This is a genomic window from Nonomuraea cavernae, assembly GCF_040655715.1.
Classification (GTDB): domain Bacteria; phylum Actinomycetota; class Actinomycetes; order Streptosporangiales; family Streptosporangiaceae; genus Nonomuraea; species Nonomuraea cavernae_A.
Window position 1 is genome coordinate 352831 of record NZ_JBFAKL010000001.1, and the last position, 20283, is coordinate 373113.

Here is a 20283-nt window from a genome sequence, read left to right on the forward strand (position 1 = left end):
ACCGGAAGCCAGTCAGCTACTGCGGCGAACGAAGGAGCCAAAAGTCGAGCCGGAACACGGCAAACGCATTCCGGTCGCCAGAAGGGCATCCACAATATTGCCGGCGGAAACCTCAGTGAGCTTCCCGTCAGAGCACGCTCGGGCCAGGACCCACAAGGTTCCGTGTACTTCCAAGCCGTACGCCCTGCCAACACCTACAGCCTCGCGGTCATCAGTGATAGCGATGCCCTGTGTTAGTTCAGCCGCAGAGAATACGCTGGCCTCTCCAAGATCACGCTCCGCGGATCCGATTCGCTGGATCCACCTTGCAAAGCACTTGATCTCATCCAGAGAGTCGAGCCTTGCCACATCCATCCAATCTGCATCTAGGAAGTGGGTGCTCCTGAACTCCCGCACGTATCTCTTCACGGACGACGTGAGTAGTCAGGCAGGTAGCGCCGGCCAGGAGATCACGCAACACATCCAGACGTTCGGCACGCGCGAAGTGATTGAGACACATCGCGTCGAAAACCAATATGGGGGGCGGGTCGGTGCTGGTCAAAGCTCTAGGTCCGTGTCGTCACGCAGTGGCAGGTCAGTTGCCACGATCTGACCTCGCATGAGCTCAACAGCGCGTGACACCGTCACGAGCGACCTTTTATAGGATTCCATCACCGCGTGCGCATAGCTCGGTGGCACTCGAACCGCTTCCAGATCTGGTTGCGGAGCCCATCCGACCGCTTCCATCAGCTCTGCGCGCGTTGGATTCCTCCGGCGCATCTCCTTTGCAGCGGTCTTGTCGATGACTTCGGCTGCGACGGCTTGCCGTACCGTCAACGACCAAGAGGTCCTGAAGCGCGCTGCGAGGACTACCAACGCCTCTCGCCTTATCTGGCCGTCCGGGCATGCGCTGCACAACGCCTCAGCCGGGAGAAGCAGCTCAGCGGCGAAGGCATCGATGATTGCTTCTCTGCCATCACGAGAAACGTGAATGCCTATATCAGTGGAATACTCGTCGCCGACGATCAGATGGCCCAGTTCATGCGCCGCGGTAGAACGGCGGCGACCGGGATCATGATGTTTGCTGACGACTGCAACCGCAAGATCATCGTCGATCAAAGATGCGCCTTCACCTGGCGCCTCCACCACCGCGACAAGCTGCCCGAGGCGTTCGCACACTCTCATCAGGGAATCGATGGGCTCGAACCCGAGGCCAAGCCGGCTCCTGACCCAAAGGGCTGCACGGCGAGCACCGGCCCCGTCCTGAATTGATTCTGGATACCTATCGATTCCAGGTGGAGCGAACTCTCCCATCTCGATGAGTTGTCTGACATCGGACAGCCAGGTGGACAGGGCGACTTCCAAACGATACGACTGCCGCGCCGCATCGCTGACCGTGTCGTCGGTCAGCTCCGCACGCCGAGACACCACCTGCGGCGACGGATTCAGGAAGTAACTCAAAGGCACGTCCAGAACCGCAGAAAGCTTCGCCAGCTCAAGCGCATCGACGCGGCGCACGCCCCGTTCGATCTTGGCGATCATCGTTCGGTCGAGCTCCAGGGCGGCCCCAAGTTGATCCTGCGACAGATCGGCGGCCAGACGGCACTCGCGCACCCGCTCGCCTATATCAGCCCATTCCTGCGGCTCTTTCATAGTGCGATAATCGCACACCTAATGGGACTGTGGGAGGTTTCCGGAACCGAGACCGAGCAATCGTTACCCAAAGAGATTTTGTACTGTACGCGCTGTATGCCCAGGTCACCTGGTTGCCATACTGCCCATTGAGCTTGCCGAGCGAGGATCACGGCGCCTTAGTAGTCACGACCGTCAATCACGACCTCACGTCCTGAAGACGCGCAGCCGTGGGCACTTCGTGATGGCCTGTCGATGCTAGACTCCAGTCTACTATTTGATTCCGGTATGGCTGGTGAGCTCGCCCTGATGGATGCCAAGCACCCCGCCGGACGGCGGGAGCGAAACCGCGACGCCATGCGGGCCCGGGTCTACGAGGCCGCGGTGTCTCTGTTCGCCGAGAAGGGGTTCACGGCGACCTCCTTCGACGACATCGCCGCGCGGGCCGACGTCGCCCGCGCGACCGTGTTCAACCACTTCCGGCGCAAGGACGAGTTCCTGCTGGCGTGGGGCGACGAGCGCCGTCGCCGCCTGGGCGCGCTGCTCATCCAGGAGAGCACCCGCGAGGTCGGCGTGGTCAACCAGCTGACACGCTGCATGCGCGCGCTCAGCGACGTAACGACGCAGGAGCGGGCCCTCACGCGCGAGTTGCTGCTGGCCTGGGTGCGCACCGGCGCGCCCGTCCTGGAGGAGCCCTACAGCGCCTACGTCTTCGCCCAGATCGTCACCGACGGCAAGGCGCGCGGCGAGGTGCGCCCGGACGTCGATCCGGTGATGGCGGGCCAGCTGATCAGGGACATGTATCTGGGCACCCTCTACCGCTGGGTCGGCGCCGCCGCCGAGCCGCCGTTCTCGCTGACGGACGCGATGACGGGCACGCTACGACTGATCTTCGATGGGATCCTGACCCAGCCGGAGGCGGCTTCCGCGCCTTGACGCGTACTTTAATCTGCTTTTAGACTCAAGTCTACGAATTGTCTGAGACCGGGACCACAGCCATGAGCCTCAGCAAGACGATCAACCAGACGGCGGGCGAGCCTGCCGCCGATATCCGGCAGGACGAGCGCCGCCGGCTGTCCTGCGACCTGCACGACACGGTCGGCCCGGCGCTCGCAGGCATTCGGTTGCGTCTCGACACCGCGGCGACCATGGTCGCCCACGCGCCGGAGGCCCACCGCCTGATCACCCAGGCGGCCGAGGAGACGGCCCGCACGGCACAGGAGCTGCGGCGGATCATCGACGGGCTGAGCCCCACCGATCTGCACTGGGGGCTGCCGGGCGCGCTGCGCCGGCTGGCCGCCCGCCTCGACGAGGGCGCCCGCATGACGATCGTGCTCGACGTGCCCGAGGTCTCGCCGCGGCTGTCCGCCGAGGTGGAGGTCGCCACCTACCGCATCGCCTCCGAGAGCCTGTCCAACGTCGTACGGCACGCGGACGCGGGTCAGGTGACGCTGCGGCTCGCCCTCGACGACGCGCACATCGTGCTGGAGGTGACCGACGACGGCGTCGGCCCGCAGGCCGTTCGCCATGCCCGGGGCATCGGCCTGTCGTCGATGACCAGACGCGCCCAGGAGGTCGGAGGCCGCTGCGACGTGCTGCCCCGGGGCGACGGGCGGTCCGGCACCGTGGTGCGAGCCGTACTCCCGGGGCAGGCCGCCTGACCCCGGCTCCCGCCGAGCCTTTGCGGCGGACACCGTAGCGACCCCCACACGAGAAGGGTGGTGCCCTGGTGACCATCGGGGTCTTTCTAGTGGACGATCACCCGACGTTCCGCGACGGACTGCGCGTGGCGGTGGACTCGGCTGAGACGGCGCGGGTCGTCGGAGAGGCCGACACCGGCGAGGCGGCGGTCCGCATCCTGCCGACACTCCGGCCCGGACCGGACGTCGTGCTCATGGACGTCAGGCTCTCCGGCTGCTCGGGGATCGAGGCCACCCGGCTCATCACCGGCGGTGCGAACGCTCCGCACGTGCTCGTGATATCCGCGGCCGACGACGACGAGGTGGTGCTCGGGGCGCTGCGCGCGGGCGCGAAGGGGTTCCTCGACAAGGCGACCTCCCGCGACGACCTGCTGCACGGCATTCACCTGGTGGCCAAGGGCGGCGCGGTCTTCAGCCCGCACATCGCCTCCCGGTTCACCACGTACTTCTCCGCGATCGGGCAGGTGCCGGGGCGCGTGGCGTTCCCCGATCTCACCGACCGCGAGACGGAGATCCTCGACCTGCTCGCGCGTGGTTACGACAACCATGGCATCTCCCGCCAGCTGGTGCTGGCCGAGAAGACCATTCGCAACCACATCACGCGCATCTTCATGAAGCTGGACGTCACCGACCGCACGACGGCGGCGTTACGCGCCAGGAACGCCGGCCTGGGGCTCGATCTCGCCTAGACCGCGTACACGGGACCGGGCCGGGACCTGGCTCCCATGAATCCGGGACAACGGGACGCCTACGTTGAGAAATGTCCAACGACAGGCGACCCAAGGGCTTCGGATATGACGATTTATCTGGACTCAGCGGATCGAGACGACGTCCACGCAGCCGTACGTCTCGCCTTCGTGCACGGAATCACCACCAATCCCACGCTCATGCGCGCGGTGACCAAGGACCCGCTGGAGCACGCGAAGCAACTGCTCTCCGACACGGAGCTCAGGGAGTTCTACTACCAGCCGTGCGGCGCGTACGGCGGCCTGGTGGAAGAGGCCGAGATGGCCTGGTCGCTGGCCCCGGACCGGGTCATCCTCAAGATCCCGGCGACCACCGCCGGCCTCACGATGGCCAAAAGCCTGATCGACCGGGGCATCCCCGTCGCGCTGACCGCCGCCCAGACGCCCAACGCGATGATCGCCGCCGAGGCGGCCGGCTGCGTCGCGGTCATCCCCTACGTCGACCGCGCCCTGCGCGACCACGGGACCGACAGTCACCTGGTCTCGGCGCTGGCGCGGGTCAGGAAGGGCGGCACCCGGATCGTCGCGGCCTCGGTGAAGAACGCCGGCCAGTTCACCCAGGCGTACCTCGACGGAGCCGACGCGGTGACCGCGCCGCTGGCCGTCCTGGAGCAGGTGCTGGAGCACCCGGCCGCGCTGGAGGCCGAGCGGGCGTTCGCCGAGGAGTACCGCGTGGAGCAGCCGATCGAGAGGGGCTGACATGTACGAGGCAGTGCTGTTCGACATGGACGGGGTCATCGTCGACACCGAGCACTCGGTGACCGAGTTCTGGCAGCGGCTGGCCCGGTCCGAGGGCTTCTCGATCGCCCCCGACGACCTGGAACGGCATGTCTACGGGCATCGCGCGGACCACACGCTCCGCGAGCTGTTCCCCCGCATCTCGCCCGATCAATACGGCGAGGTCTACCGGCGGCTGCGCGAGAACCAGGAGAGCCTGCGCTACACCGCCATCCCCGGCGTGCTGAGGCTGCTGGCCGAGCTGAGCGACGCGCGCGTTCCGGTCGCCCTGGTCACCGGCGCCCAGGACTGGAAGGCGGCGGAGGTGCTCGGCCAGCTGGACCTGGCCGAGACCTTCGACGTGCTGATCTGCGCCGACGACGTGGCGCTGGGCAAGCCGCATCCGGCCTGCTACCTGCTGGCCGCCGAGCGCCTGTCGGCCGCGATCGACGACTGCCTGGTGTTCGAGGACGCGATCAGCGGCGTGACCTCCGCCGTCACCGCCGGCGCCGCCTGCGTGGCACTCGCCGCGCCGCACCGGGCCGCCCAGGTGGTCGAGGCGGGCGCCTCGACCGTCGTACGGGACTTCGAGCGGATCTCCTTCGACCCGTACGAGCACCTGCTGCGGGTCGGCGACCAGACGGGCTTCCCCTTCGCGTCCGCCCACGAGAGCCGCTATCTGCGCGCCAACTGACCGACCGGCTGATCCGGAAGGGGTCAAACTCATGGACGAGCTGTTCGTGCCACCGGTGGACCGCTGGGAGCCGGAGGCCGCCCTGTTAACCGGCAGGGACGCAGTGCTGCACCGCTCTCACCTCGTCGGGGCCGACCCGGCGCTGACCAAGGAGGGCGGCGGCAACTTCTCGGCCAAGGGCATCGTCTCCGACCACCGCCACCGCATCACCCGGGTGCTCTGGATGAGCGCGTGGGGCTGTGACGGCGCCGCGACCACCCCGGCCGACTTTCCCGCGCTGCGCCTGGACGACCTGCTCGAACTCCGCGCCTCGGGCCCGCTGAGCGAGAACGGGATGATCGACTATCTGGTCGACTGCGGCCTGCGCGGGGAGCAGCGACGCCCGGGCATCGAGACCCTGACCCACGCGTTCATCCCGTACCCCCATGTCGACCACTGCCATCCTGACGCGGTCATCGCGCTCACGTCGTTCCCCGGCGGGCGGCAGGCGGCGGACGCGGAGTTCGGCGACGAGGCGATCTGGTTCGACTACCGGCAGTTCGACGTGGGCGTGGCCCGCGAGCTGGCCGACCGGATCGCCGCCAAACCGGGCTGCCGGTTCGTGCTGCTGGCCAACCACGGGCTCTTCACCTGGGCGGACTCCAGCGAGGAGTGCTACCGCAACTCGCTGGAAGCCGTCGAACGGGCCACGCGGGCGGTGCGGAAGGCGGTGCGGCGTCCGCCGGACCTGGGCGGCCAGTCGGTGAACCCGCCGGCTCCCGAGGTCGCGACGGACCTGCTCGGCGAGTTGCTCCCGGCGATGCGCGGCGCGCTGTCGGCCGGGACCCCCGGTGTCGTCCTGCACCTGGACCGGAGCGACGAGGCGGTGCGGTTCGCCTCCTCGGCGCGTGGTCCGCGGTGCACCCAGGACGGGCCGAGCTGCCCCGACCACCTGGTCACGGTCGGCTACCGCCCACTCGTCCTGGACGTCACTCCGGCCGGCACCGTCGCAGACCCGAACCACACGCCGACCGACACCGGCACGGACCCGAACCACACCTCGGCCGACACCGGCACGGACCCGAACCGCACCTCGGCCGACACCGGCGCGGTGCTGGACGGCATCGAGCGGCACCGGCGCTGGTACAACGACTACTACGAGCGGCATGTGCCGCTCACCGCGCGTGGCCTGGGCCGGCGTGGTGACGCGCCGCGGGCGATCGTGCTGCCCGGCCTCGGCGCGGTGACGGCCGGGCCGGACGCGGCGAAGGCGCGACTGTGCGCCGACCATCTCGCCCAGACGATGACCGTCATCCGGGCGGCCGACGCGGCCGGCGGCTACGTGTCGCTGACCGAGGCGCAGGGCGCCGCCGACGAATACTGGCCGCTGATGCGGCTGAAGCCCCAGCTCCGACCGCCGGAAGGGCCGCTGGCCGGGAAGGTCTTCCTGGTCGCCGCCTCCGACGACGCCTGCGCGGCCACCGTCGCCGACCGGCTGGCGGCGTCCGGCGCGCACGTGGCCCTGGCCACCGAGTCGCCCCGGCAACAGGCAGGGATGGCGGCCTCGGCCGCCGAGATCTGCGCGCGGCACGGCGAGCGGCGGGCCGTCGCGCTGCCGTCGCTCGCCTCCGACCCGGAGGCGGCCGCACGGGACGCGGTGCTGGCCTACGGCGGATTCGACGTCTTCATCGACCTGACCCGCTCGGGCGGCCTGGCGCCCGCCGCGCTCGCCGTCTTCGACCGCCAGCGCCGCCGCGGCTCGGTCCTGCTGTCCCGCGACGGGCGGAGCGCCGGCGAGCTGGAGCTGGAGATCGGCCGCCTGGAGGCGGACGCGGAGGGGCGGTTCGGCCTGACGGTCAACGCCGTCGCGACCGCCGATCCGGTGGCCGTGGCCGAGGCCGCCCTCTTCCTCGCCGGACCGGTCTTCGGGCCGGTGAGCGACACCTGGGACGGCACGGTGCTCAGCCCGAGGCAGGCTCCCGGCACCGCACACCACACGGTTCAGACGACCGCCCACGACATCCCTTACGAGTCCGCACACGACACGGTTCATGCGACCACTCACGACACGGTTCACGAGTCCGCTCACGAGACCGCTCAGGAGTCCGCACACGACACGGTTCACGAGTCCGCTCAGGACGTTCACGACGACACGATCCACGACAACGCAAGGGGATCCAGATGACGATCGAGAAGCTGACCACGCTGGACGGCCTGGTGCCGCCGGATCAGCACCTGCTGGCGTCGTGCTTCGACGCGCACCACACGATCGGCGGCGGACTGTTCGCGATCAACGGCTCGGTCGAGGAGATCGACCGGGTGTCGAGCACCGGTCTGTTCGCGACGGACGGCCTGCTGTTCCGTTGCCTGTGGAGTGCCGAGGGCAGCCCGGCCGAGCTGGTCGCGTACGACGAGACCGGCGTGCGCCGATACCACCGGCTGGACGACGTCTCCACGCCGCACGACATCCTGGTCGTGGACGGCCAGGTGCTGGTGGTGGCGACCACCCAGAACGAGGTGCAGTGCGTCGGGCCCGACGGGGAGATCGCGTGGCGCTGGCGGGCGCCCGGCGAGGTCGACAGCTGGCATCTGAACAGCCTGGCCCTGGCCGGTGACCGGGTCGTGGTGTGCGGGTTCGGCCCGTTCCTGCGCCGTCGCGGCTGGGACGAGAGCGGTAAGCCCACCACCGGCCAGGTCGTGCACCTCGACACCGGCGAGCCGGTGCTCAAGGGGCTGCGCGCCCCGCACAACCCCTGGTACGGCGACGGCGTGTGGCTGGTCTGCGACTCGGCCGAGGGCGACCTCGTGGAGATCTCCGACGCCACCCGCAAGGAGACCAGGCGGCTGAGCCTGCCGGGCTGGCCGCGTGGCCTGGTGGTGACGGACGACCACCTGTTCGTCGGGGTCAGCCCGCACCGGTACATCACCGACTCGGTGGAGACGGCGGCGGTGGCCGTGGTGGACCGCGCCGACTGGAGCGTGATCGGGCTGGTGGACCTGCCCGCGCGCGAGGTGTACGCGCTCGCGCTCGCCGCGTCGCCGCTCGCCGAGGGAGCCCGGCAGGGCTTCGACGCCAACCACACCCGGGTGCACGAGCAGGGCCAGCGGCAGCTCTTCGACCGGCTGGGCAGGCAGCCGAAACGACTCTGGGCGGTCGGCGACCCGCTGGCCGTCGAGGACTGCCGGGCGAGCATCACCGTGGCTGAACCGATGGACGAGCAGGTCGAGGCCGACAGCCTGATCACGGTCGACTGCCGGATCCGCAACACGGGAGCCGGTGTGCTGACTCCTGCCCCGCCGTTCCCGGTCCGGGTGCTGCACCGCTGGTACGACGCGGACGGCCAGGTGGTCTCGACGCAGCCGATCACGGTGCCGCTGCCCCGGTCGCTGCCGCCGGAGGCGATCGCCCGGGTGCCCATCCGGGCGCGCACGCCTGCCGAACTGGGCGACTACCGGCTGCGGATCACCCTCGTGCAGGACGGCGGCGTGCCGTTCGACGAAATGGACGAGCAGTGCGCCGCCGACATCGGCATCAGCGTGGTGGCCGAGAACGCCGCCTACGGGGCGCTCGGCGACTTCGGGCTCTACCCGGCAGAGGTACGGGCCGCGCGCACGGCCGGCGGCACGGTCCACGACATGGTCCGGGCCCTGTTGACCCGTGCGACCGGCGGCGTCAACGGCCTGGCCGTCGGGCTGATCGAGGACGCCGGGCGGCCCGCGTTCGTCAGGGCGCTGGCCTCGGCGCTGAAGGCGTCGGCCGCCTCGCTCGAACACGTCGTCGACGACGCCATCCCCGACGCCCGCGACGTGCTGCTGACCGGTGCGGAGGCGGTCAGCCTCACGCTGCGCCGTTCCGGTGTGAACGTGGCGTTCGCCTACGCCGGCACCTCCGAGCTTGTCATGTGCGACGCGATGGCCCGGCTGGGCCTGCTCGTCAACGGGCGCGGCGACCGGGAGTCCCTCTTCCAGGCCGGAGGCGCGAGCCGGTTGCGGCCGGGCAACGGCGCGGCCGTCCTGCACGGCGCCCGTGGCCTGACCAACGCGCTCGGCGCGCTGGCCGACCTGCGCCGCAACGAGATCGGCACGGTCGCCGTGGTCGGGCTGCCGTCCACCGGCTCCCAGCCGTTCCTGCCGCCGCACGGTGAGCCGGACCTCGTCCCGGTCTCGGGCGCCTTCGCCAAGTCCTGGCGTGAGCTGCGCGCCGTTCCCAAGGAGCCAGGCGAGCGCCGGTCGGCGGTGGACGCGCTGGTCGAGGCGGTCGGTGCGGCGATCGACGACGCGAAGCGCGCACCGTACGGACCGGCGCTCGTGGCCGTCCCGCAGGACGTGGCGGAGGCCGCCTGGGTGCCGCTCGACGCGCTGCCCAGGAGCGGCGGCTCGGGCAGCGGCTTGAAGGGCGCTTTGAACGACGGCTTGAACGACGGCTTGAACGGCGACGCCGCCCGCGACGACGAGGCGCTCCGCGTGGCCACGGCGTTACTCGCCGAGGCCCGCAGGCCGGTGGTCTTCGCCGACGACTACGCGCTCCTTCATGACGGCGCGGTGCCCGCGCTCGCGGCGTTCTGCGAGCGGACCGGCGCACCGGTGCTCCAGGTGAAGTACCGTCGCGGCCCGATGCTGTTCGAGCGGATCAGCGAAAGCCAGGTCCCGGGCTTCCTCGGCTGGTACGACCCGGCCGACCCCGCGCACCGCGAGGTGCTGGAGAACGCCGACCTGCTGATCACCGTCGAGGACCGCAACATGTATCCCCGCGTCGTCGGGGAGCTGCCCGGGTGCCGCAAGATCGCGCTCACGTCCAAGCCCACGGCGGTCGAGAAGAACGGCTACCTGGGGCCGGACGACGCGCTCGTGCACGCGGACGTGGTGGCGTCGCTGCGCGATCTCACCGCCGCCGCGCCCGGTCGCGACGGTTCGGACCCCTGGTACGCCGGCATCGCGACCGGCGAGCCGGTGCCGACCGCCCCGGACCTGAAGCCTCCGGAGGAGGCCGCGGCCCTGCGGACCGGGATCGCCCGGACCATCGGCCAGGTGGCCGCCCGGCTGCCGCGGCAGGTGGTGCTCGTGGACGACAGCCAGATGTTCGGCGGGCTGCTCGCCGAGGAGTACGACGAGTTCCCGCCCGACCTGCGCGTGGCCGGTGGTCACGGTGGCTTCGTCGGCAGCGGCATCACGCTGGCCACCGGTCTGGCCCTGGGCGAGCCCACGGCCAAGGTGATCTGCTGCCTGGGCGACCAGGGGTTCACCAACAGCATGCAGGGCCTGGTCAGCGCCGTGCAGGAGGCGGCACCGGTCACGTTCCTGGTGTGCAACAACGGCGGCGCCGTGTCGCTGCGCAAGCAGTCGACTCCCTCGGGCTGGCTGGACAGCGGTCACGACCGCTACCTGGACAACGCCGAGGGGATGCGTTACGTCGAGATCGCCACCGCGCTCGGCGTCCGCAGCCTGCGCGTGGACCTGCGCGGCTGGCTGGACCAGGAGCATGCCGCGATGCGGCTGGAAACGTTCGCCCGGGCGCTGGACGCCATGGTCGACCATCCCGGTCCCACCATGATCGAGCTGGTCCTGCCGTCCGACCCGGAGTTCTGGACCGGGGTCTGGATCAACCAGGGTTTCGAGCAGGCAGGCAAGAAGCAGGAGCCGGTCAGGCAGCAGCCCGTCGACCAGGAGCCCGTCTCCCCAGAGTCCGTCGACCAGGGGCCCGTCAAGGTAGGAGGCCGAGATGCGTGAGGTTCCGTTCCGCCAGATCTCCCTGGCGCCGTACCGGCAGGTGCTCGGTGACGAGCGGGTCGCGCGGCTGCGCGACGACGCCGGACGCGTCGGGCGGCTGCTGGACGGCCGCACGATCTGGAACATCAACTCGACCGCCGCGGGCGGCGGGGTGGCCGAGCTGCTGCACGTGCTCGGTCCGCTGGCCCGCGCGACCGGCCTGGACGTGCGGTGGCTGGTGGTCGACGGCGACCCCGAGTTCTACGCCATCGCCAAGCGGCTGGTGTCACGGCTCTACGGGATCGGGGGCGACGGCGGGCCGCTGGGCCCGGCCGAACTGCGGCACTACCAGCGGGCGACCGACGCCAACGCGGCCCGGCTCGCCGAGCTGGTCGGTCCGGGCGACGTGGTGATCGTGCACGACGCCCAGCCCGCCGGCCTCATCGAGAAGGCCCGCGCGCGCGGCGCGACCGTGGTGTGGCGCTGCCACATCGGCAGTGACCAGCAGAACGAGCACACCCGCGACGGCGGGGCGTTCGTGAGCCGGTTCGTCCAGGCGGCGGACGCGACCGTGTTCTCCACCCCCGGCCACGTCCCCGAGTGGGCGCCGAGGCCGCAGATCATCGCGCCGTCGATCGACCCGTGCGGGCCGAAGAACATGGCGCTCAGCGCCGAGGACGCCGTCTCGATCCTCGGCGCGGTCGGCATCCTGGACGGCGGGCGGGAGCTCCCGGTCACCGTGCCGGTGCCGATCGGGCCGGACGTCGAGGTGCGGCGGCCCGCGCTGGTGCTCCGCGACGGGCCGCCGCCGCCTCCGGACCTGCCGATGGTGGTCCAGGTGTCGCGCTGGGACCGGCTCAAGGACATGGGCGGGGTGCTCGACGCCTTCGTCGCCTCGGGCGTCGACGGCTACCTGAGCCTGGCCGGCGCCGACCTCGGCGGGGTCGTCGACGACCCCGAGGCCAAGGAGCTGTACGAGGAGTGCGTCCGGGCCTGGAAGGCGCTGCCGCCCGAGCACCGCCGCCGCTCCCAGTTGCTCTGCCTGCCGATGGACGACCTGCGCGAGAACGCCGTGGTCGTCAACGCCCTGCAGCAGCACGCCACGGTCGTGGTGCAGAAGAGCCTGGCCGAGGGGTTCGGGCTGACCGCCACCGAGGCCATGTGGAAATCACGCCCGCTGCTGGCCAGCGCCGTCGGCGGGCTGCGGGACCAGGTGGTGCACGGCGAGACCGGCCTGCTGCTGGCCGACCCGTGGGACATCGGCACGGCCGCCTCCGACATCCGGCGGCTGTTCACCGATCGCGCGCTCGCCCGGCGGCTGGGCGACCGCGCCCGCGCGTGGGTGCACGAGCGGTACCTGCCGGACCGGCAACTGCTGGACTGGGCCCAGGTGATCGAGAACGTCGCCACGGCGAGGGCCGCCTGATGCGCCGGCTCGGCCGCGACGGGCCACTGGTCTCCGACCTCGGCCTCGGCTGCATGGGGATGTCGCAGTTCTACGGCGCCTGGGACGACGCGGAGTCCGTCCGGACCATCCATCACGCCCTCGACCTCGGGGTGAACCTGCTGGACACCGCCGACATGTACGGCCCGTACACCAACGAGGAGCTGATCGGGCGGGCCGTCAGGGACCGCCGCGACGAGGTGGTGATCGCCACCAAGTTCGGCAACGTGAAAGGGCCGGACGGGCGGGTCGTCGGCGTCGACGGCAGCCCCGCGTACGTGCGGCGGTCCTGCGAGGGGTCGCTGCGGCGGCTCGGCGTGGACGTCATCGACGTCTACTGCCAGCACCGGGTGGACACCTCGCTGCCGATCGAGGAGACCTGGACGGCGCTCGCCGACCTCGTACGGGAGGGCAAGGTCCGCCACCTGGCCATCTCGGAGGCCGCCCCCGAGACCGTGCGGCGGGCCCACGCCGTACACCCCGTCGCCGCGGTGCAGACCGAGTACTCGCTGGTCAGCCGGGAGCCCGAGCAGGAGCTGCTGGGGGTGCTGCGCTCGCTCGGCATCGGGTTCATCGCGTACGCCCCGCTGGGCCGGGGGCTGCTGACCGGGCGGATCTCCGGCACCGGCGACCTGGCGGACGACGACTTCCGCCGCACGCTGCCCCGGTTCCAGCGCGGGAACCTGCCGCACAACACCGCCCTGGTCGAGCGGGTCGCCAGGCTCGCCGACAGGCACGGGGTGAGCGTCACGCAGCTCGCGCTGGCCTGGGTGCTGGCGCAGGGGACCGACATCGTGCCCATCCCCGGCACCAAGACTCGGGCGCGGCTGGCCGAGAACGTGGCCGCCGCCGCGCTGGAGCTGACCCCGGCGGACCTGGCGGCGCTCGACGAGCTCGTGCCGTCGGGGTCCGCCGCCGGCGACCGCTACCCGGACATGTCCGGGGTGAACGCCTAGCGAAAGGGCCCGACATGCCCCAGCCCGACCCGACCCGCTCTGACCCGACCCGCTCTGACCCGACCCGCTCTGATTCGACCCGGCACGACATGGCCCAGCCCAACACGACTCAGCCCGATATGACCCAGCCCGACGCGACTCACGAGGGCTGGTGGCGCGAAGCCGTCGTCTATCAGATCTATCCGCGCAGCTTCGCCGACTCCGGTGGCGACGGGATCGGCGACCTGCCCGGCGTCATCAGCAGGCTCGACCATCTCGAATCGCTCGGCGTGGACGCCATCTGGCTGTCCCCGTTCTATCCCTCGCCGCTGGCCGACTTCGGGTACGACGTCAGCGACTTCGAGAACGTGGACCCCGTCTACGGGACGCTCGCGGACTTCGACCAGCTGCTCCGCCGGGCACACGAGCGCGGGATCCGGGTGCTGGTCGATCTGATCATGAACCACACCTCGGCGGAGCACCCGTGGTTCGCCGAGTCCCGGTCCAGCCGGACCGACCCGAAGCGCGACTGGTACATCTGGGCCGATCCCGGACCGGGCGGCGGGCCGCCGAACAACTGGCTCAGCGCGTTCGAGAAGTGCGGGCCGGCCTGGACGTTGGACGAGGCCACGGGCCAGTTCTACCTGCACAGCTTCACGCCGGGACAGCCCGACCTCAACTGGCGCAACCCGGAGGTGCGCGCCGCGATGCACAAGGTGTGGCGGTTCTGGCTGGACCGCGGGGTCGACGGCTTCCGGGTGGACGTTGCGCACCGCCTGCTGAAGGACGCCGCGTTACGCGACAACCCGGCCGAGGTGGCCCACGCCCGGCGGCATGTGACGCATCCGGGGGCGCGGCAGCGCAACCTCGACCTTCCCGAGACGCAGGACGTGCTGCGGGAGCTGCGGAGCACGCTCGACTCCTACGGCGGCCGGATCGCGCTGGGCGAGGTGCCCATCAGTGACGACCGGCGGCTGGCGGCGTACTTCGGCGGCGACGGCCTGCACACGGCCTTCCACATCGCGTTCTGGGAGCAGCCGTGGCAGGGCTCCGCGTTCCGCGAGGTGGTGGACAGACTGGCCGGGCTGGCGCGGCCAGGAGCGCTCCCCACCTACGCGCTGGCCACCCACGACATCTCCCGTACGGTCACCCGCTTCGGCGGGGGCGGCCGGCTCCGGGTGGCCGCGATGATGCTGCTGACCCTGCGCGGCGTCCCCTGCGTCTACTACGGCGAGGAGATCGGCATGGCCGACGCCCAGCCGCCGCTCGACCTGGTGCTGGACGTCGACGGCAGGGACGGCGCCCGCGTGCCCATGCAGTGGGACGCCACCGGGTGCGGCTTCACCGGCGCCGAGCTGCCCTGGCTGCCGTTCGCCGACGGCCAGGCCGAGGTCAACGTGGCCAGGCAGCAGGACGACCCGGACTCGCTGCTGAACCTCTACCGGCGGCTGATCGCGTTCCGCCGCGCGTCGGCGGCGCTCCGGTCGGGCGACTACCGCTCGCTGGAGACTCCCGGGCACGTCTTCGCCTATCTGCGCTCCGCGCCCGGCGAACGACTGCTCGTCGCGCTGAACTTCGCGCCGCACAGCACCTCGGTCGCCGTGCCTGATCTGCCGCTGGAAGGGCAGGTGGAGCTGTCGACCGGCGCCCGCTCCGGCCAGACGGTGAACCTGCGGCCGTTGCTTCTCGCTCCGGACGAGGGCGTGATCGTACGGATCGAGGAGGGGTCATGACGGCCGAACCCGTTCGCACGAGAACCCCGATCCGGAACGACACCGACCGGGCCGACCTAGCCGGTACGAACTGGGCGGGGAACGTGGCCTACACGTGCGCGCGGCTGCATCGGCCGAGGTCCGTGGCGGGGTTGCAGGCGCTGACCGCGCGCGGTGACCGGATCCGCGCCCTGGGCACCAGGCACTCGTTCAACGAGCTGGCCGACGGCCCCGGCGACCTGGTGTCCCTGGCGGGCCTGCCGCCGACCATGGACGTGGACTCGGCCGCCGGCACGGTACGGGTGGCCGCGGGCGTGCGCTACGCGGAGCTGGCCCGCCACCTCGACGAGAAGGGGTTCGCGCTGCCGAACCTCGGCTCGTTACCGCACATCTCGGTCGCCGGCGCCTGCGCGACCGCGACGCACGGGTCCGGCGTGGGCAACGGCTGCCTGTCCACCGCGGTGTCCCGCCTGGAACTGGTCACGGCCGACGGCGACCTGGTGACGGTGGGCCGCGACGCGGGCCACTTCCCCGGCATGGTCGTGGGCCTCGGCGCCCTCGGCATCGTGGTGAGCCTGACCCTGGACCTGGTGCCGTCGTTCGACATGCGGCAGCGGGTCTACGAAGGGCTGCCACTCGACGTGCTCGACGACCATTTCGAGGAGCTCGTCACCGCGGCCTACAGCGTGTGCCTCTTCACCGACTGGCGCTCACCGGCGTTGACGCAGGTCTGGATCATCGAACGCGCCGACGAGCCCGAGTCGCCCGTGGTGAAGGAGCCGTGGTTCACCGCCACGCCCGCGACGCGGCGGCTGCACCCGGTGCGGGGGTTCTCGGCGGCGAGCTGCACCGAGCAGCTCGGCGTCACCGGCCGCTGGCACGAGCGGCTGCCGCACTTCCGGCCCGACTTCGAGCCGAGCAGCGCCGGCGACGAGCTGCACTCCGAGTACATGGTCGCCCGGCGCGACGCGGTGCCCGCGCTGCGCGCCCTCGACGCGATCCGGACGTCGATCAGCCCGGTGTCGCAGATCTGCGAGGTCCGCACGGTCGCCGCCGACGACCTGTGGATGAGCCCCTTCTACCAGGAGGACTCGGTGAGCATCCACTTCACCTGGATCGCCGACACCGAGGCCGTCCTTCCGGTGGTCGCGCTGGTCGAGGAGCGGCTCGCGCCGTTCCGGGCCAGGCCGCACTGGGCCAAGATCTTCACCACTCCCCCGTCGCTCCTCCGCTCGCGCTACGAGCGGGCGTCCGACTTCCACGACCTGGTACGCGTCTGGGACCCGGCCGGCAAGTTCGGCAACTCCTTCCTGGACCGCTACCTGAGTTAGGAGACTCCCGTGTCCTTGATCAAGGGTTTCCAGACGGGGTCCGACAACCCGGACCGGGAACTGTCCCCCGCCGCGCTCGTCCGGTTACGGGTCGCGGTCACCCTGTTCTTCGCCCTGGCCGGCTTCCTGTTCGCCGGGTGGGCGGTCCGCATTCCCGCGATCAAGGAGCAGATCGGCGCCTCCCCCGGGCCGCTCGGCCTGGCGATGCTCTGCATGACCGGCTCGGCGGTGCTCACCATGCTGGCGACCGGCGGGCTCTGCCGGCGCTTCGGCAGCCGCCGGGTCACGATCGTGACCGCCGCGCTGCTCTCCGTCAGCGTGGTGCCCCCGACCCTCACCGACTCCGCCGTCGGGCTCGGGCTCCTACTGATCATCTTCGGTGTCGCGTACGGGGGCATCGACGTGGCGGTCAACAGCGTGGCGGTCGACCTGATCGCCGCGCTGGGCCGGCCCGTCATGCCCGGTTTCCACGCGGCCAACAGCTTCGGCAGCCTCGGGGGCGCCGCGCTCGGCGGGCTGCTCGCGCCGTACCTGTCGCCGACCCAGCACATGCTGCTGATGGTGCCGGCGGGGCTGCTCGCCACCGTGATCCTGGGGCGAATGCTGATGGCGTACCCGCTGCCGAGCGCCGACGCGATCGGCGGGGAAGCCGACCCGGCGAGCACCCCGGACGCCGCCGCGACCGGCGCTCCCGACGGCGTGAGCGCCGGTCACGAGGGCGGCCCGGAGGCGGAGCGGGCCGGGGACGCGACCGCGCCAGGCGGCGCGGGCGGGCGGACGGGGAGCCGGATCGGGGTGGCCGTGGTGGTGTTCGGGCTGATCGGCCTGTGCGCCGCCTTCAGCCAGGGCGCCCTGGACGGCTGGATGCCGCTGCACATCCGGGAGGACCTGGCCGGCAGCCCCGGAGCCGCGGCGGCCGGCTACGCCGCGCTCCAGCTCACCATGGGGTTCATGCGGCTGTCCGGTGTCAGGCTGCTGGAGCGGCTCGGGCCCACCCTCGTCGTGGTGGCCGGTGGGTTGATCGCGTGCGCAGGGATCCTGCTGGCCGCGATGACCGACTCGTTGCCGCTGGTGTTCGTCGGCATCATCGCGACCGGGATCGGCCTGGCCAACATCTTCCCCGTCGCCATGGCCCAGGCCGGCGCGGCGGGCGGGTCCAGCGGGATCGCGCTCGCGGCCACGCTCGGCTACTGCGGCATCCTGGCCGCGCCACCCGCCATCGGCCTGCTGTCCGACGCCTTCGGGCTGCCCGTCGGGCTGACCCTGATCGCGCTGGCCGCCGCCGTCGCCTCCGTCATCGCGTTCATGATCCGGCCGCGGCACGCGCCCCGGCGGACCGCGTGACCCGACTGGACGAACACGTGAACCGACCGACCGTCCCCGACCGATGGGAGCACCCATGCGCACCACCCATCTGCTTTCGCGACTGGAGGTCCTGGAGGCCGAATCGATCCAGATCATCCGGGAGATCGTGGCCGAGTTCGAGCGGCCGGTCCTGCTGTTCTCGGGCGGCAAGGACAGCGTCGTGCTGCTGCGACTGGTGGAGAAGGCCTTCCGGCCCGCTCCGATCCCGTGCCCGGTCATGCACGTCGACACCGGGCACAACTTCCCCGAGGTGCTCGCGTTCCGCGACCGGCGGGTGGCCGAGCTGGGGGTCCGGCTGGTCGTCGCGTCGGTCCAGGAGAGCATCGACCAGGGCCGGGTGACCGAGGAGACCGGCAGACGGGCCTCCCGCAACCGGCTGCAGACGACCACGCTGCTGGACGCGATCGAACGGCACCGGTTCGACGCGGCGTTCGGCGGCGCACGGCGCGACGAGGAGAAGGCCCGCGCCAAGGAGCGGGTGGTGTCGTTCCGGGACGAGTTCGGCCAGTGGGATCCCAAGAACCAGCGGCCCGAGCTGTGGAACCTGTTCAACACCCGGATCCAACCGGCCGAGCACGTACGGGTGTTCCCGCTGTCGGACTGGACCGAGCTGGACATCTGGGAGTACATCCGCCGCGACGGGCTGGAGATCCCGTCGATCTACTTCGCCCACCCCCGAACCGTGTTCGAGCGGGACGGGATGTTGCTGGACGACACCCCGTACGCGCACCGGGACGACGACGAGCCCGCGTTCGAGGCGACGGTCCGCTACCGCACGGTCGGCGACGCGTCGTGCACCGGCGCGGTCATGTCGACCGCCGCCACCCTGGCCGAGGTGATCGAGGAGATCCAGCTGACCCGGGTCAGCGAGCGCGGGCAGACCCGCGCCGACGACCGCGGCGAGGCCGCGATGGAGGACCGCAAGAAGGAGGGCTACTTCTAGCCATGGCCACCACCCCGAACACCACCAGCACGAACACCGCCACCACGACCGTCCCCAGGACCGCGGGCATCCTGCGGCTGGCGACGGCGGGCTCCGTCGACGACGGCAAGTCCACTCTGATCGGCCGGCTGTTGTACGACTCGAAGTCGATCTTCGAGGACCAGCTGGCGGCCGTCGAGCGGACCAGCGCCGAACGCGGTGAGGAGTACGCCGACCTGGCGTTGCTCACCGACGGGCTGCGCGCCGAACGCGAGCAGGGCATCACCATCGACGTGGCCTACCGCTACTTCGCCACGCCGCGCCGCTCGTTCGTCATCGCCGACACCCCGGGCCACATCCAGTACACCCGCAACATGGTCACCGGCGCCTCCAGCGCCGACCTGGCGATCATCCTGGTCGACGCGCGCAAGGGCGTCCTGGAGCAGTCGCGCCGCCACGCGTTCCTGGCCACGCTGCTCCGGGTCCCGCACCTGGTCGTCGCCGTCAACAAGATGGACCTGGCCGGCTACGACGAGGCCGTCTACGAGCGGATCAGGGACGAGTTCACCGCGTTCGCCACCCGGCTGGACATCGGCGACCTGACCTTCGTGCCGATCTCCGCGCTGCACGGCGACAACGTGGTCGAGCGCAGCGTGAACACGCCGTGGTACGACGGGCCGTCGTTGCTGCACCACCTGGAGCACGTGCACATCGTGTCCGACCGCAACCTGATCGACGTGCGCTTCCCCGTCCAGTACGTGATCCGCCCGCACAGGTCGGACGACCCCGCGCTGCACGACTACCGCGGCTACGCCGGCCAGGTGGCCGGCGGCGTGCTGCGGCCGGGCGACGAGGTGGTGCACCTGGGCTCGGGGCTGACCAGCACGGTCACGCACATCGACGGCCCCGACGGCCCGGTGCCGGAGGCGTTCCCGCCGATGTCGGTGACGCTGCGGCTGGCCGACGACATCGACATCTCGCGCGGCGACATGATCGCGCGACCGAACAACCGGCCGGACACCGCCCAGGACCTGGAGGCCATGGTGTGCTGGCTGACGGCCGACCGGCCGCTCTCCCCCCGGATGAAGCTGCTCGTCAAGCACACCACCAACACCGCCAAGGCCGTGGTCGGGGAGCTGCGCTACCGCCTCGACGTCAACACCCTGCACCGCGACGAGCAGGCCGGCGGCCTCGACCTCAACGAGGTGGGCCGGATCAGCCTGCGGGTCACCCGGCCGCTGTTCGTGGACGACTACGGCCGCAACCGGCTGACCGGCGCCTTCATTCTCATCGACGAGGCGACCAACGGCACCGTCGGAGCCGGCATGATCATCGGCCCCCGCTCCGGCCGCTGATCCCGGAACCGGGACGGTACGGCCACTGATCCGGAGGCGGGCTCGTTCTCGGCCGTGAACGGCGTC

General features: G+C 71.0%; 15 protein-coding genes. 14 read left to right on the forward strand and 1 reads right to left on the reverse strand.

Translation table 11 applies throughout. The annotated features are described in order from the left end of the window. Nucleotides 1–537 precede the first annotated feature (537 nt). Nucleotides 538–1632, reverse strand: a complete 1095-nt coding sequence (locus AB0I38_RS01650) for a helix-turn-helix domain-containing protein (RefSeq protein ID WP_358460159.1) — start codon at nt 1630–1632, stop codon at nt 538–540. 267 nt (nt 1633–1899) lie between these two features. On the opposite strand from AB0I38_RS01650, the gene AB0I38_RS01655 reads away from it, so the two are divergent. The 14 genes from AB0I38_RS01655 (at nt 1900) to AB0I38_RS01720 (ending at nt 20217) form a co-directional block, all read left to right on the forward strand. Then, entirely contained in the window at nt 1900–2547 is a 648-nt protein-coding gene (locus AB0I38_RS01655; RefSeq protein ID WP_358460162.1) for a TetR/AcrR family transcriptional regulator, read from the forward strand. 62 nt (nt 2548–2609) lie between these two features. Beyond that, the gene (locus AB0I38_RS01660) at nt 2610–3272 is read left to right on the forward strand and encodes a sensor histidine kinase (protein ID WP_358460165.1); all 663 of its coding nucleotides are present in this window, start codon (nt 2610–2612) and stop codon (nt 3270–3272) included. A 68-nt stretch (nt 3273–3340) separates the two neighbouring features. Next, the gene (locus AB0I38_RS01665; RefSeq protein ID WP_358460168.1) at nt 3341–4000 is read left to right on the forward strand and encodes a response regulator transcription factor; all 660 of its coding nucleotides are present in this window, start codon (nt 3341–3343) and stop codon (nt 3998–4000) included. A 105-nt stretch (nt 4001–4105) separates the two neighbouring features. Then, nucleotides 4106–4756 carry a transaldolase family protein gene (locus AB0I38_RS01670; RefSeq protein WP_358460171.1) on the forward strand — a complete coding sequence of 217 codons (651 nt, stop codon included), beginning with the start codon at nt 4106–4108 and terminating at the stop codon, nt 4754–4756. A 1-nt stretch (nt 4757) separates the two neighbouring features. Further along, a complete protein-coding gene (locus AB0I38_RS01675; protein ID WP_358460174.1) occupies nt 4758–5468 on the forward strand; it encodes an HAD family hydrolase in 711 nt (236 codons plus the stop codon). 31 nt (nt 5469–5499) lie between these two features. Then, a complete protein-coding gene (locus AB0I38_RS01680) occupies nt 5500–7632 on the forward strand; it encodes a class II aldolase/adducin family protein (RefSeq protein ID WP_358460177.1) in 2133 nt (710 codons plus the stop codon). Next, entirely contained in the window at nt 7629–11174 is a 3546-nt protein-coding gene (locus AB0I38_RS01685; RefSeq protein WP_358460179.1) for a DUF4915 domain-containing protein, read from the forward strand. Before AB0I38_RS01680 ends, AB0I38_RS01685 begins: the two co-directional genes overlap by 4 nt. After that, nucleotides 11167–12579, forward strand: coding sequence for a glycosyltransferase (locus tag AB0I38_RS01690; protein ID WP_358460181.1), 1413 nt, complete (start codon nt 11167–11169; stop codon nt 12577–12579). The genes AB0I38_RS01685 and AB0I38_RS01690 overlap by 8 nt, the downstream gene beginning before the upstream one ends. Next, nucleotides 12579–13553, forward strand: coding sequence for an aldo/keto reductase (locus tag AB0I38_RS01695; protein ID WP_358460183.1), 975 nt, complete (start codon nt 12579–12581; stop codon nt 13551–13553). Before AB0I38_RS01690 ends, AB0I38_RS01695 begins: the two co-directional genes overlap by 1 nt. Before the next feature lie 119 nt (nt 13554–13672). Continuing rightward, entirely contained in the window at nt 13673–15265 is a 1593-nt protein-coding gene (locus AB0I38_RS01700; protein WP_358460186.1) for an alpha-amylase family glycosyl hydrolase, read from the forward strand. Beyond that, on the forward strand, nt 15262–16575 hold the full coding sequence (locus tag AB0I38_RS01705; protein ID WP_358460189.1) for an FAD-binding protein: 1314 nt from the start codon (nt 15262–15264) through the stop codon (nt 16573–16575). The genes AB0I38_RS01700 and AB0I38_RS01705 overlap by 4 nt, the downstream gene beginning before the upstream one ends. 9 nt (nt 16576–16584) lie before the next feature. After that, entirely contained in the window at nt 16585–17919 is a 1335-nt protein-coding gene (locus AB0I38_RS01710; RefSeq protein WP_358460192.1) for an MFS transporter, read from the forward strand. Nucleotides 17920–17974: 55 nt separating this feature from the next. After that, nucleotides 17975–18883 carry a sulfate adenylyltransferase subunit CysD gene (gene cysD / locus AB0I38_RS01715; RefSeq protein WP_358460195.1) on the forward strand — a complete coding sequence of 303 codons (909 nt, stop codon included), beginning with the start codon at nt 17975–17977 and terminating at the stop codon, nt 18881–18883. Nucleotides 18884–18885: 2 nt separating this feature from the next. Further along, nucleotides 18886–20217, forward strand: a complete 1332-nt coding sequence (locus tag AB0I38_RS01720; protein ID WP_358460200.1) for a sulfate adenylyltransferase subunit 1 — start codon at nt 18886–18888, stop codon at nt 20215–20217. The last annotated feature ends 66 nt before the right edge of the window (nt 20218–20283 follow it).